The following is a 13,749-nucleotide window of genomic DNA, read 5'->3' as shown; positions in this document are numbered from 1 at the left end:
CGAAAGTGATGTGAAATCGTTCCGGCACGCCCCGACGCAGGAAGATCCCCGGTACACGGCGCGAGCCGGCCTGCGAACTCACCACGCCGTCGCGAGGTCGGCGTGTTGACGGACCCACGCGTGCATCGCGATTCCGGCGGCCACGCCCGCGTTGATACTGCGGGTGGAACCGAACTGCGCGATAGACACCGTCATCGTCGCGGCGTCTTTGGCATGCTCGGTGACGCCCGGGCCTTCCTGACCGAACAACAGCAGGCAGGTACGCGGTAGCGCGGCTGTCTCCAGCGGAACCGAGCCGGGCACGTTGTCGACGGCGACCACGGTCAGACCGGTGCGTTCGGCGAAAGCCAGCAGTTCGCCGATGTCTGCGTGGTGTTCGATGTGCTGGTAGCGATCGGTCACCATGGCGCCGCGGCGATTCCACCGTCGCCTACCCACGATGTGTACGGCCGCGGCGGCGAAGGCATTCGCGGTACGGACCACGGTGCCGATGTTCGCGTCGTGACCGAAGTTCTCGATCGCGACGTGGAACGGGTGCCGGCGCCGGTCGATGTCGGCGACGATCGCCGCACGGGTCCAGTACCGGTAGGCGTCGACCACATTGCGACGGTCGCCGCGGGCCAGCAGCTCGGGGTCCAGGCGTGCATCGTCCGGCGGCGGCTCGGCGTGCTCGTCCGCCCACGGGCCGACGCCATGCGGATGCGCGCCCCACTCCGTCGGCCCGGGTAGGTCCTGTTCCGCCACATCCGGCACTGGGTAACTCACGTCGACGATGCTAATTCCGAGCCGCGGCACCCAGAACGGGAGGCGACATCTGCACCGAGTTCGACCTGCCGCCCTCGAACACCCGCCATCGCTACGAGCTGGCGGAATCGCGACTCGAGAGCCGAGTTCGCTCTGTTGGGTCAGCTACCTGTGCGAGACTATCCACACGCGGTGCCCGTGTGGGGAGGGAGGAAGCGTTGACCGTCGAAGTGCAATGGCCCGATCATCTGCTGACCTTGAAGGACTGGATCGCGCTGCCTGAAGACAGCAGCCGCGGCTATGAGCTCGTCGAGGGGGTTCTTGTCGTGTCACCGAGGCCGGTGTCGCTCCATCAGCGCGCGATCTGGCGTCTTGCCGCGCAACTGGAACCGCAAGTCCCCAGCAGTCATGGCGTGCTCACCGAATCAGAAGTGGTGATCGATTCGGGGCCGTACCCGACCATTCGCGTTCCCGACTTACTCGCCGTGCCCGCGGCGGGTATCGACGCCAACCTGCCTCGTTGGAAAGCAGTCGATCTTCTGTTGGCCGTCGAGATCCTTTCGGTCGGATCCAAGCGCACCGATCGAGTAACGAGATTCTTCGAGTATGCCGACGCCGGCATCCGCTATTACTGGCTGGTCGATCTCGACGAGCCGGCCAGCCTGATCGGCTACCAGCTGATCGACGGCAATTACGAACTAATGGCTGAACACCGTGAGCGAGGGACACTGGTTCTCGCCGGGACCCCGATCACGATCGACATCACCGCCTTGACCAGCAATCGTGTGGTCCCATAGCGCCGATATCTCGCCGCTACGCGCCTATTCTGGAGGTATGGCAGTCGGGGTGGAGGCTGGTATGGATCACGCGCGGATATTGCGCACGGTGCTCGGGGTGACGGCCGGGTACCTGGTATTGCTCGCGTTGTGGCTGGGGTGGGTGGTGGACCGGACGCCACCGGGGACCGCGCCGTATCAAGTCATCGCGCTGGTCGGGCTGTTCGGTTCGTGCATCGGGATCGGGATGATCCTGGCGGGTCGGCCATCGAAGGCGGACCGGCGACTCTGTCGACATGGCCTGGAAGGCTGGGCGACCGTCGAGGGCGTGCATCCGCTGCAGCGCACCGACCATCACACCGAACTCACCGAATTGGACCTGGCGTTGACTGTGCCGGGTTCCGAGAGTTACCGGGGAACTGTGATTTTCGATGTGACACCGGCGGATACCGCCCGGCTCGCGGTCGGCGAGACCATCTCGATCCGCGTCGATCCAGCGAACCGGGATCGCATCATTCTGATGCTGTGACCGTTGCCGCAACGGCCACCTCCCCATGCGCCTTCGGGTCGGTGAGCAGATACTGAGCGGCCGCGTAGGTTGCCAGGATCGCGCCCTCTGTCACCCGGCGGGCCCGCTCACCGCGCGCGAATAACCGCCGGAGCACGATGAGTCCGTCGGAGACAGTGAACAGCAGCGCACCGAGTCCCAGTCGACTGCGCGGATCCGTGCCGGGAACATTCACTCCGGCAAGGTTTCTCGCCGCGGGTGCCAGCGCGGGATCCGAGGCCAGCACAGCGGCGGTCCCCAGCGTGACGCCGTACGCCGTGAGCGGCGCGGCCACCGATGGCGCTTTTGCCCGCAGCAACCCGGCCCCGCCGAGCCATGCGGCCATCCGCGGCACCACGACCTCGGCGGTAGGTCGACCGCCCATCCGCCACCACAGTGTCGCGTAGCCGACCTGCATTACGGCGAACGACGACGCGCCCGCGATCAACCGCCGGTCGTCATCCGGGTCGATGAGCAGGATGTCCCCCACCGTCGCCGCGCCGAGCGACCCGATCAAGATGGTGCGATCAGCGGGCGTCAACGAGTTGCCCTCGGTGGCGACGTCAGCCGCGAGCAGCGGCATCAGCAGCGGTTTCGCGAACCACTGTGCCTTTTCTCGCCCGGTGACGGCACCGTAGACGGTAATGGCCGCCGCAGCGAGAAATGCGGCCCGCAACGGTCGCATCGGCTAGAAACTCGGCTCGGCTGGGGCGGGCGGCAACGTGACGACCTGGCCGGCATAGCTCAGGCCCGCGCCGAAACCGAGCAGCAACGCGGTCTGGCCGCCCTTGGCCCTGCCGGATACCAGCATCTCCTCCATCGCAAGCGGAATCGAGGCGGCCGAAGTGTTGCCGGTGTTCTCGATGTCGTTGGCCATCGGGACATCGTCGGAGAGACCGAGGTTCTTCTTCATCAGCTCGTTGATCCGGGCATTCGCCTGATGCGGGACGAACACCTCGATGTCCGCTATGGCGACACCGGACACCTCGAGCGCGGTCGACAGCGCCCGCGGCAAGGTGACCGCGGCCCAGCGGAACACGCGCGGGCCTTCCATCCGCAGCGACATTCGGCCCACCGGCTCGACCTCCGGGTCGAGGCCCTGCATGGATTGCGCCCGGTGCATGTACTCCAGGAAGTCGATGTCCTGCTTGATCGCGGCCGCGTTCTCGCCGTCGCTGCCCCACACCGTCGGCGAGATGCCGTTCTCCTCGCTCGGCCCGACGATCACCGCGCCCGCGCCGTCACCGAAGATCATGGCGGTGCCGCGATCGGTGGGGTCCAACCCGACCGTCATCGTCTCGGCACCGATGAGCAGCACATATTCGGCGGAACCGGCCCGGATCAGGTCGGCGGCAACACCCAGGCCGTATCCGAAACCGCCACACCCGGACGTGAGGTCGAATGCGGCGATTCCGTTCAAGCCGATGTCGTGGGCGACCGACGGCGCGCCGTGCGGGGTGAGAGTGAGCCAGCTCGACGTGGCCAGGATCAGCGTGCCGATCTTCGACCGGTCGATGCCGCTGTTGACGATCGCGCGCTCGCCGGCTGCCGCGGCGATGGAACGCAGCGTCTCGTCATCGCTGATCCAGCGCCGATTACGAACGCCGGTGCGCTCGAAGATCCACTCGTCGGTGGAGTCCAGTACCTCGCACACCTCGGCATTACTGACGAGGCGCTTGGGCCGGTAAGCCCCGATTCCGAGCATCGCAACATTTTCGCGATTCTTGTTGACTGCAATGCTCACCACTGGTGACTCACACGACCCTTCACCTTCTCGAATAATTAGACCGGTATCCAGGTTATCCCAGCTCGAGATCCTCGAGTCCGAGGATCGAGCGGTACTCCAACCCCTCCGCGGCGATTACCTGGTCCGCGCCGGTCCCCCGGTCGACGACAGTGGCGACGCCGACCACGATGGCACCCGCCTCCCGCAGTGCGCGCACCGCGGTCAGCGGCGAGTTTCCGGTCGTGGTGGTGTCCTCGACGACCAGGACCCGCTTCCCCACCACGTCTGGGCCCTCTATCTGACGCTGCATGCCGTGCGTCTTGGCGGCTTTACGCACCACGAAGGCGTCGATCGGGCGACCGGGTGCGTGCATCACGGCCATCGCGACCGGGTCGGCGCCCATGGTCAGCCCACCGACAGCGTCGAAATCCCAGTCCGCGACCAGTTCGCGCAGCAGTGTGCCGATCAGTGGGGCCGCGGAGTGGTGCAGGGTCGCGCGGCGCAGGTCGACGTAGTAATCGGCCTCCTTGCCCGAGGACAGCGTGACCCTGCCGTGCACCACTGCCAGTTCGCGCACCAGCACGGCCAACCTGTCCCGGTTGTCGGTGATCACCTGATCGGTCATTCTCGAGTCCTTTCGCGTGCGGCGAACAGGCCGCGATTCAGTCGGGCCGCCAGGGTCCGCGGGATCATGCCGGCGACGGTGGTGAGCGCTTTGTACTGCGTACCGGGCACGCTGAGCACCCGGCCCTTCTCCAGATCGGTCAGCGAGCCGGCGACCACCTGGTCGGCACTCAGCCACAGCGCTTTCGGCAGCGACGACATCTCGATACCGGCCCGGTCATGGAATTCCGTGTGCACGAATCCCGGGCACAGGGCCTGAACCCTGACTCCGGTTCCGGCCAGTCTTCCGGCCAACCCTTCCGTGAAGGATACGACGTAGGCCTTGGACGCCGAATACGTCGAGCCCCGTCCAGGGATCAGGCCCGCGACACTGCCCACGTTGACGATGCTGCCCGTGGCCGCGGCGATCATCGGCGGCAGCGCCGCTCTGGTGAGTTGCATCACCGACGTGACGTTGACATCCAGCTGTGTCTGCAACAGTTCCGGCGGCAGCGTCCAGAACTCGCCGGAGTGCCCGAAACCCGCATTGTTGACCAGCAATTCCACGCCATCGTCCAGTCGGGCCGCGACTCGCGCACGATCGGACTCGCGCGCGAGATCCGCGACGAGCAACTGCGAGCGTGTACCGAACCGATGATCCAGTGCCGTAGCGAGCGCGGCCGGGCGCGGCTCGTCCCTGGCGACGAGCACCAAGTCGTAGCCGAGCGAAGAAAGCCTGGTCGCGAAACTCCGACCGATGCCCGAGGTGGGTCCCGTGATCAAGGCGACCGGTCGGAGGGCGCCGGGCAGCCGGGGATGCGACTGCTCGGTCATGACCGCCCGGTCGATCGAAGGCGTGCGGTAGCGGCTACGGGGTGAGCGCAGCCGGTCACTTGGGTACGGGGCCCTGATAGGGACGGAATCCGGGATGGAAGGGGCCGCCGGGCTGGTCGGCCGGGCGGTCCGCACCCGGGGACTCGAGCTTCGCGTCCGACCGATCTCCCGTGACCGCACGGTCGTCGTGCTCCGCGCGCGGCGGCCGATTGTCTGCCTCGCGCCGATTCTCCTCGGCCGGCCAGCGGTCTTCGCGCCCCCGAACCCGCGCATTCGGCACCACCGCGAGCGAAGGGCGCCGCGTGGGCTCCGACCCCGAGTCATCCACGGCGGCGAGCGGCGAACGGTCCTCGTCGAAGCGTTTCTCGTGGGAGGCTTCTGCGGACGACTGCGCGTCGTGTTCGTCCTTACGCATCCGTGGCGGCTGCGGCCTGGCAGCACCGGCCGCCGCCTCGTCCTCGGGCCCATCCTGATCTTCGGGATGCTGGCGGCCGCGGGGACGTGGACGGCCGGGATCGTGCCCGCCACCGTCGAAGCGCGGTTCGCTGACCGGGGGAAGCACGTGCAGCAGGCCGGACAGCCGAAGCACCGCATCGATCGCGGTCTCCCAGTCCCGAGCGGCGGTGCCGACCGACAGCATGCCCAGCGTCCAGTTACCCTCGCTCCACAGCATCTGCACGGTGTCGGGCAGTGCCTCGATGAAGGCGACCATGCGCTGATCGACCGCGTGCCTGGCGATTTCGGGGTTGGTCGCGAAGACCACCCGACCACCGATGGCGCCGAGCAGTTCCAGATCGTGGTCCTTGGGCGGGGAGGCGGTCTTCAGTCGCATATCGACGTCGATGTCCGACCCGATCTGGCGGCGAACCGCGACCAGCGTCGCGGAGTCCTCCAGATCGAACAGCACGAACTTCTCGCCTTTGCGAATGCCGGAGACCACGTCGACCGCGGACAGATAGCCCAGTTTGACCAGTGCGCCACGCCGCCACGTCGCGGGAAGCGCCGGCTCCACCGACACGTAGGTATAACTCTGGGACTTCGCCCAGACCTGCCGCGCGTGACCGGTCCGCTGCCGCTGGATCCGATCGAAATACAGCAACACGATCGCGCCCACGAGCGCGATCGCCGCCAACCCGAACCATATTGCCGTCATCGCCGCCTAGCCTAATAGGAGCAGCCGGACATAGTCCGTCATTGGCCCCGCGCCGGGCCGAGCGAAGGCCGGACAGCTCGTCGGCACCAGCTGATCGTGACTCGTCGGCTCGCTCATCGTCCGCCTCCCGGCATCGATACGCTGACGATGATCTTGGCCTGAATGGACCCGTCCGCGGCCTTGTCGCCCTGGATGAGCACGATCTCACCGGTGGCCAGATCGGATACCTTGGCACCCGACATCGCGATCACCTTGGTGTTCGAGTCGGTGCGCACGGTAATGACGCTGCCGGTCATCGCGCTGACCGTCAGCGTCCCCCCGTCATTGGCGGCGATGGTCCCCATGGTCGCCCCGAGCCCATCGACGTTGCCGAGGCCGGGCACGCTCGGCTTGCTCGTACGGGCACCGGGGGCCGACCGGCTCGTAGTCGGCGCCGACGAGGCGCCCGCGGTGTTCGTCGGGGACGAATCACGGCCGCCGAGTAGCGCACCGGCCACCACGCCGATCGCGCCGATCAACAACACGACACCGATGCCGAGCGCGATCAACAGCCCGGTGTTGCGCCGCGGCGGTCGCGGCGGTTGTCCGATATACGGCGCGGCGGCGCCGGGCGGTACCGCCGAACTGTCCCCGTAACCGCTCTGGTACGCGGCCCAGTGCGCGTCGTAGGGCGGAATCTCGCGGGTGGCGTTCGGACCCGGCGGTGCCCACGTCCCGTACTGCTCCGTCGCGGGATAGGCGGGATAGTCCTGGGGCGCGCCGGTGCTGTACGGCTCGGTGTATGCCGTGGTGCGCGGCGGGTCACCGTATCCGGACTTGCCCGGCGGACCCAGGTGTTCGGTCGGCGCATCATCCGGCCGCTGTCCCCACGGATCGTTCGGGTTGGTCATGACGTCCAGGGTAGGCTCCGCACGTTTTTCCTGGCCCGCGGCGCGGCGTGTCGGAAGCCGCGCGGACGCCGCGGCAGAGATGCGGTCAGGCTACGTGCAGACGCGCGCGCTTGACGAATTCCACAGGAGCCCCGGCTTATTGGGGCCTGACCAGACCAGACCCACCCGGGTAAAATTTCGGTCATGCCCACCGCCGCGAGACAGGGGTCCTCGATCGGCACGCCACCGCGGCGGACTGGCACCGACCGGTTCGGTTCGGCCCCGGCGGGCCACGCCTCCCCACGTCTGGCCGACAGTTCTCTCGCACGCGTTCCTGGTGAATGGAAAGCCTGCGCTGCCACTGCTGGTAACGAGAATTTTCATCGACTCTTCCGCTCCGCTCCGCGATGATGCGGGACGACGCCCTGGTGCAAATGTTCCGAGCGGTAGCGGCAAGAACGGTGGAGCGCAGCAGGAAGGCGGCCCGAATCGTGGTCGAGGACCCGATTCGCGACGTCGCCGGTGGGGCGGATCAGGCGGCAAGAGCGTGGCCGCGGGGGGATGTGGACAATGCGGAGTCGATCGAGTTCGACATGAACGAGCGCGCGCCCGGCACTGCCGCGTCGCCGATTTTGGAAGGTCGCAGCTCGATAACCACCATGTTGGAGAACGATCCATGGTTTCACGGCGGGCTGAGCGGCGCCGAGTTGCGCCTGCGGCGCAACGAACGACCGGCACTGACGAAAACGACTGTGCAGGCGGTGCGCGACTCGACGCGCAAGCACACTATGGATGGGCAGGAATTCTTCGTCAGCGCGACCGACGAGAAGGTACTGGTTCCGGTCAGCGGCCGCTATGACAATTCGCGGATTACGCAACTACCACAGGACGATCGGGGCTGGTACTTCCACGATCCGGCAGGCTGGCGGTTCCCGGTGGACAGCCGACCGAACGTCGGCCACATGCCTGGTCACGAATGGCATCGCATACGCGAGAGCGTGAAGAAGGATATTCGTGATTTTCATCGAACCCGGGGAACCCAGGGGAAGGATTGGACATGGGAGGAACTTGTCGCCCATGTGAATCAACCCAAGTTTTATCGTATCGAGGATGCGCCGGGCAACCAGAGTCACCGACACGAACTGGCACGGGAGAGCTGATGGGTGAGTCGGCGGAGTCGGGCAGGTCGATGGACTCGACCCGCGATGAGTTCGGCCGAATCGCGTTGCACTACGCCGCAGCTGACGAGGATCCGGGACTGGTCGCGCAACTGCTCGGACGCGGACAGGACCCCAACGATCGCGACCGCGACGGTCACACTCCGTTGCACCTCGCCGCGCAGTACGACGACGCCGAGGTGCTTGGCCTACTCCTGGATGCCGGTGCCGATATCGATGCTCGCGACAGTTCTGGACGCACCCCGCTTTTCACCGCGGTCACCAGCGCGTGGTCCAGCGAACAGACTGTCCGGCTGCTCCGCGAGCGGGGCGCGGATCCGCACAAGAAATCCGCCAGTGGATCCAGTCCGTTCAGATATGTCCGTCGGGTCGACGGACCGCAGTGGCTGAAGGATGCCTTCGCCGACCTCGCAGACTGATCCGATCAGTCAGCCGCCGCGCTCCGAGCACCTACTCGAAGCACGGCGGCTGGCGCGCCCGGGGGCCGTCGAACGATCACCGGCGCCGAGGGATGAACAGCGAAGGCACAGAACACACCAGGGTCAGTCTCATCGCCCGACGATCAAGCCGTCGCCGCCGGGACTGACGGTCACCTTCACCGTGTCGCCGTCGCCGACTTCGCCGCCGAGCAGTTCTTTGGCGAGGGTGTCGCCGATGGCCTGCTGGATCAGCCTGCGCAGCGGGCGGGCGCCGTAGACGGGATCGTACCCGCGGACAGCCAGCCAGAACCTGGCCGAATCGCTGACGTCCAGCTTCAGTCTGCGCTGCGACAGCCGCTTCTGCAGCTGGTCGAGTTGGATGTCGACGATGCTCTCCAACTGCTCCTCGTCGAGCGCGTGGAACATGACCACGTCGTCGAGGCGATTGAGAAATTCCGGCTTGAACGCCGAACGCACCGCGTTCATGATCAACTCGCGATCGCCGCCAGCACCCAGGTTGGAGGTCAGGATGAGGATGGTGTTGCGGAAGTCCACCGTACGACCTTGTCCGTCGGTGAGCCTGCCCTCGTCGAGCACCTGCAACAGGATGTCGAACACATCCGGGTGCGCCTTCTCGATCTCGTCGAACAACACCACGGTGTACGGCCGGCGGCGTACCGCCTCGGTGAGCTGGCCGCCCTGGTCGTACCCGATATAGCCGGGCGGTGCCCCGACCAGACGGGCGACCGCGTGCTTCTCGCTGTATTCGCTCATGTCGATCCGGACCATGGCGCGTTCGTCGTCGAACAGGAAGTCCGCCAATGACTTGGCCAACTCGGTCTTGCCGACACCGGTCGGGCCGACGAACATGAACGAGCCGGTCGGCCGGTTCGGATCGGCCACGCCGGCGCGTGCCCGGCGCACCGCGTCGGAAACCGCCTGTACCGCTTCGGACTGACCGACCACGCGTCGGCCGAGTTCCTGCTCCATACGCAGCAGTTTCTGCGTCTCCCCCTCGAGCATCTTGCCGACCGGAATCCCGGTCCACGCGGACACCACCTCGGCGATGTCGTCCGGACCGACCTCCTCCTTGAGCATCACCTCGCCGTCAGCCGCTGTCGCCGACGTTCTCTCGGCCTCGGCGAGCTGCTTCTCCAGCGCGGGGATCCGACCGTAGCGCAGCTCGGCCGCCTTACCGAGATCGCCATCGCGCTCGGCGCGCTCGGACGCCCCGCGCAGCGAGTCCAGTTCCTCCTTGAGCACACGGACCTGGTCGATCGCGCTCTTCTCGTTCTGCCAGCGGGTCGTCAGCTGGTTCAACTTCTCGCGGCCGTCGGCGAGTTCGGCACGCAACTTGTCCAGCCGTTGTTTGGACGCCTCGTCGGTCTCCTTGCTCAGCGCGACCTCTTCGATCTCCAGCCGGCGCACCGCGCGCTCCACTGCATCGATCTCCACCGGACGCGAGTCGATCTCCATGCGCAGCCGCGAGGCCGACTCGTCGACCAGATCGATCGCCTTGTCCGGCAGGAACCGGGAGGTGATGTAGCGGTCCGACAGTGTCGCCGCCGCCACCAGCGCGGAGTCGGTGATCCGCACACCGTGGTGCACCTCGTAGCGCTCCTTGATCCCGCGCAGGATGCCGATGGTGTCCTCCACCGACGGTTCACCGACCAGGACCTGCTGGAAGCGCCGCTCCAGGGCGGCGTCCTTCTCGATGTGCTTGCGGTACTCCTCCAGTGTGGTCGCGCCGACCATGCGCAACTCACCGCGGGCCAGCATCGGCTTGATCATATTGCCCGCGTCCATCGCCGATTCTCCGGTCGCGCCCGCGCCGACGATGGTGTGCAACTCATCGATGAACGTGATGATCTGCCCCGCGCTGTTCTTGATGTCCTCCAGCACAGCCTTGAGCCGTTCTTCGAATTCACCGCGATACTTCGCGCCCGCGACCATGGCGCCGAGGTCGAGCGAGACAACGGACTTGCCGCGCAACGACTCCGGGACATCGCCGGCCACGATGCGCTGAGCGAGGCCCTCGACGATCGCGGTCTTACCGACGCCTGGCTCGCCGATCAGTACCGGGTTGTTCTTGGTGCGACGGCTCAGCACCTGCACCACCCGACGGATTTCGGTGTCCCGGCCGATTACCGGATCGAGTTTGCCGGATCGCGCGGCCTCGGTGAGATCGGTGGAGTACTTCTCCAGCGCCTGGTAGCTACCCTCCGGATCGGGGCTGGTCACCCGGGCACTGCCGCGGACCGAGGTGAACGCCTGCCGCAGCGCGTCCGCGGTGGCGCCGTACTTGGTGAGCAGCATCGTCGCGTCCGAGTCGCCCTCGGCGAGACCGACCATGACGTGCTCGGTGGAGACATACTCGTCACCCAGTTCGGTCGCGAGACGCTGGGCCGCGGTGATCGAGGCGAGGGCCTCGCGGCCGAGTTGCGGGGTGGTGGTGGCGCCGGTCGCCCGGGGCAACCGGTCCACGATGTCCTGTGCCTCGCGCCGCACGGTCGCCGGATCCGTTCCGACCGCCTTCAGCAGCGGCGCCGCGATACCGTCGGTCTGATCCAGTAACGCCACCAGCAAGTGCGCCGGACGAATCTCCGGGTTGCCCGCGGCGGAAGCTGCCTGCAGGGCGGCGGTCAGGGCCGCCTGAGTCTTGGTGGTGGGATTGAACGAGTCCACGAGTCACCTTCCTACTAGTCGATTTCCCGACACCGAGCGCATTCGGTCGATGCGATCTACCGAAGTCCGCGCGCCACATCGCCCGGCGCCGTTCTTACCGTCCAACGCTGAAAAGGTTGAGTCTGTTCCGCTCAAGTTTGATACTCTCAGCCGAGCCGTTCATACGTCCATTCAACGCCACCTGATCAGGTCGAACGCTACGCCGCGGCTCAGTGGAATGCGATGAATCACCCCGTTGGCACCCTTCGGACGCCTACGATGACCACGGCCCGTCAGTTGTGATGCATCACTCTTCAGCCCGAATCAAGGAGCGAATAGATGCGCGCGATCGTGGTACGGAAGTTCGGAGCGACGCCAGAGGTGGCCGACATGCCGATGCCCGAACCCGGACCGGGCGCCGTGCGGGTACAGCTCGAGGCCGCCGGCGTGAATCCGTTCGACCAGCGCATGGCTACCGGATTCCTGAACGGCACACTGCCGCAAGACTTTCCAATGATCCTCGGGGTGGACGGCGCGGGCACCATCGACTCGCTCGGTTCCGGCGTGCGCCGGTTCGCGGTCGGTGACCGGGTGGTCGGCAAGTTCCTCACTCCGCCGGCCGGCCACGGCAGCTTCGCCGAGTACGCGGTGGTTCCCGAAGACGCCACCCTGGTACCGATCCCGGTCGGTGTGCCGACCGCCGCGGCAGCGGCGCTACCGACCGCCGGCGGCACCGCGCAGGACCTCGTGGACGCCACCGGGATCCAACCCGGCCAGATCGTACTGATCGTCGGCGCCACCGGCGGCGTCGGCTCATTTCTCGTGCAGCTGGCCAATATCGCGGGCGCACACGTCATCGCGACCGCGCGCGGCGCCGCCGCCGACCGGATGACCCGACTCGGCGCCGCCGAGACTGTCGATTACGCCGCCGGGTCAGTCGGTGACCAGGTCGCTGCCCGATATCCCGACGGTATCGACATCCTGTTCGATCTGGTGAGCCCGCCGACGGCGCTCACCGGCCTCACCGCGCTGGTACGCGGCGGCGGAACCGTGTATTCCACCATCGGCTCCGCCGATGAGGACGCGTTGCGCGCCAGGGACATCAAGGGCGGCAATATCGAGTCCAAAGCTCGCGCGCCGGAATTGGCCCGGCTCATGCAGCGCGTCGCCGACGGCGACCTGGTGGTGCCGATCGACACGACCGTCCCGCTCGCGGAGGGGCCCGCGGTCATCGGCGCGTCCAGCGCCCGCGGCAAGACCGTGCTCACCATCTGAGGACTTCCACTTCCGGCCCACCCCGAGCCAAGTGAACGGCAACTACCCGCGCAAACGCCCGGAGGTGTGTGATGAGCACCCGGCCAGTCGAATTCGGCCTGTTTTTGATCCCAGAGGCCGACAACTACCAGCAACTCGCGGAACTGACCGCCTACGCCGACGCCTCCGGACTGGACCTGATCGGCGTCCAGGACCACCCTTACCAACGCAGGTTCCTGGACACCTGGACGCTGATCACCACCCTCGCGGCCCAGACCACCCGGGTGAGCCTGTTCCCCGACGTCGTGAATCTTCCGCTGCGCAATCCCGCGGTACTCGCGAAAGCGGTAGCCTCCCTCGACATCATCAGCAACGGTCGGATCCAGCTCGGCCTCGGCGCTGGCGCGTTCTGGGATGCGATCGCGGGCATGGGCGGGCCGCGGCGGACCCGCGGCGAATCGGTGCGTGCCCTCGCCGAGGCGATCGCGGTGATCCGCGCGCTGTGGAGCGACGAACGGTCGGTCCGCGTGCCGGGCGAGTTCTACGCACTCGGTGGAGCGCACCCCGGCCCTCGACCGCGGCACAACCCCGGTATCTGGGTCGGTGCCAAAGGCCCGCGCATGTTGGAACTGACCGGCCGTCTCGCCGACGGCTGGCTCCCTTCGGCCGCATGGGCGCCGCCGGCGTATCTTGCCGCAGCCGGTAGGCGAATCGACGATGCCGCCGCGGCAGCGGGTCGGGACCCGCGGACGGTGCGTCGGGTCTACAACGTGTCCGGGACGATCACCGCCGACGGTTCCGACAACGGCTTCCTGGAGGGTCCGCCTGAACGGTGGGTCGAGGATCTGCTCGCACTACACCGTGACCAACGCGTCGACGGCTTCGTCTTCTGGCCGACGGAGGGGGAACCCGTAGAGCAGATTCGTCGTTATACCGAGCAGGTCGTACCTGCGGTCCGCTTGGACGGTGGGCGCTGATCGGC

General features: G+C 66.9%; 14 protein-coding genes. 6 read left to right on the top strand and 8 right to left on the bottom strand.

Annotated elements, in window-relative coordinates:
* Positions 1 to 78: 78 nt before the first annotated feature.
* On the bottom strand, positions 79 to 765 hold the full coding sequence (locus tag AB0C34_RS10215; protein ID WP_357069538.1) for a TrmH family RNA methyltransferase: 687 nt from the start codon (positions 763 to 765) through the stop codon (positions 79 to 81).
* 197 nt (positions 766 to 962) lie between these two features.
* On the opposite strand from AB0C34_RS10215, the gene AB0C34_RS10210 reads away from it, so the two are divergent.
* Both AB0C34_RS10210 and AB0C34_RS10205 read left to right on the top strand, forming a co-directional pair.
* Positions 963 to 1,541, top strand: coding sequence for a Uma2 family endonuclease (locus tag AB0C34_RS10210; protein ID WP_357069536.1), 579 nt, complete (start codon positions 963 to 965; stop codon positions 1,539 to 1,541).
* A gap of 61 nt (positions 1,542 to 1,602) precedes the next feature.
* Complete coding sequence (locus AB0C34_RS10205; RefSeq protein WP_357070125.1) at positions 1,603 to 2,049, top strand: DUF3592 domain-containing protein; 447 nt, start codon at positions 1,603 to 1,605, stop codon at positions 2,047 to 2,049.
* On the opposite strand, the gene AB0C34_RS10200 is transcribed toward AB0C34_RS10205, so the two are convergent.
* The 6 genes from AB0C34_RS10200 to AB0C34_RS10175 form a co-directional block, all read right to left on the bottom strand.
* Positions 2,033 to 2,752, bottom strand: coding sequence for a lysoplasmalogenase (locus AB0C34_RS10200; RefSeq protein ID WP_357069534.1), 720 nt, complete (start codon positions 2,750 to 2,752; stop codon positions 2,033 to 2,035). The two genes, AB0C34_RS10205 and AB0C34_RS10200, sit on opposite strands and share 17 nt — an antisense overlap.
* A gap of 3 nt (positions 2,753 to 2,755) precedes the next feature.
* Entirely contained in the window at positions 2,756 to 3,814 is a 1,059-nt protein-coding gene (locus AB0C34_RS10195; protein ID WP_357069532.1) for a beta-ketoacyl-ACP synthase 3, read from the bottom strand.
* 52 nt (positions 3,815 to 3,866) lie between these two features.
* Positions 3,867 to 4,418 (bottom strand): orotate phosphoribosyltransferase, encoded by a 552-nt coding sequence (gene pyrE / locus AB0C34_RS10190; protein ID WP_357069530.1) that lies wholly within the window; start codon positions 4,416 to 4,418, stop codon positions 3,867 to 3,869.
* A complete protein-coding gene (locus tag AB0C34_RS10185) occupies positions 4,415 to 5,230 on the bottom strand; it encodes an SDR family oxidoreductase (protein WP_357069528.1) in 816 nt (271 codons plus the stop codon). The genes pyrE and AB0C34_RS10185 overlap by 4 nt, the downstream gene beginning before the upstream one ends.
* A gap of 55 nt (positions 5,231 to 5,285) precedes the next feature.
* On the bottom strand, positions 5,286 to 6,383 hold the full coding sequence (locus tag AB0C34_RS10180) for a hypothetical protein (protein ID WP_357069526.1): 1,098 nt from the start codon (positions 6,381 to 6,383) through the stop codon (positions 5,286 to 5,288).
* Positions 6,384 to 6,496: 113 nt separating this feature from the next.
* Positions 6,497 to 7,273, bottom strand: a complete 777-nt coding sequence (locus tag AB0C34_RS10175; protein WP_357069524.1) for a DUF5666 domain-containing protein — start codon at positions 7,271 to 7,273, stop codon at positions 6,497 to 6,499.
* 470 nt (positions 7,274 to 7,743) lie between these two features.
* Between AB0C34_RS10175 and AB0C34_RS10170 the strand changes: the two genes are divergently transcribed.
* On the top strand, positions 7,744 to 8,412 hold the full coding sequence (locus AB0C34_RS10170) for a GH-E family nuclease (RefSeq protein WP_357069522.1): 669 nt from the start codon (positions 7,744 to 7,746) through the stop codon (positions 8,410 to 8,412).
* A complete protein-coding gene (locus tag AB0C34_RS10165) occupies positions 8,412 to 8,849 on the top strand; it encodes an ankyrin repeat domain-containing protein (RefSeq protein WP_357069520.1) in 438 nt (145 codons plus the stop codon). Before AB0C34_RS10170 ends, AB0C34_RS10165 begins: the two co-directional genes overlap by 1 nt.
* A gap of 129 nt (positions 8,850 to 8,978) precedes the next feature.
* On the opposite strand, the gene clpB is transcribed toward AB0C34_RS10165, so the two are convergent.
* Positions 8,979 to 11,534, bottom strand: coding sequence for an ATP-dependent chaperone ClpB (clpB, locus tag AB0C34_RS10160; RefSeq protein ID WP_357069518.1), 2,556 nt, complete (start codon positions 11,532 to 11,534; stop codon positions 8,979 to 8,981).
* A 318-nt stretch (positions 11,535 to 11,852) separates the two neighbouring features.
* On the opposite strand from clpB, the gene AB0C34_RS10155 reads away from it, so the two are divergent.
* Both AB0C34_RS10155 and AB0C34_RS10150 read left to right on the top strand, forming a co-directional pair.
* On the top strand, positions 11,853 to 12,788 hold the full coding sequence (locus AB0C34_RS10155; protein WP_357069516.1) for an NADP-dependent oxidoreductase: 936 nt from the start codon (positions 11,853 to 11,855) through the stop codon (positions 12,786 to 12,788).
* A gap of 71 nt (positions 12,789 to 12,859) precedes the next feature.
* Positions 12,860 to 13,744: an LLM class flavin-dependent oxidoreductase gene (locus AB0C34_RS10150; RefSeq protein ID WP_357069514.1), complete on the top strand. Its 885-nt coding sequence runs from the start codon at positions 12,860 to 12,862 to the stop codon at positions 13,742 to 13,744.
* The last annotated feature ends 5 nt before the right edge of the window (positions 13,745 to 13,749 follow it).

Source organism: Nocardia sp. NPDC049220, assembly GCF_040647855.1.
Taxonomy (GTDB): domain Bacteria; phylum Actinomycetota; class Actinomycetes; order Mycobacteriales; family Mycobacteriaceae; genus Nocardia.
The sequence above is the reverse complement of the archived record's forward strand: the minus strand, read 5'-3'. Positions and strand labels throughout refer to the sequence as shown.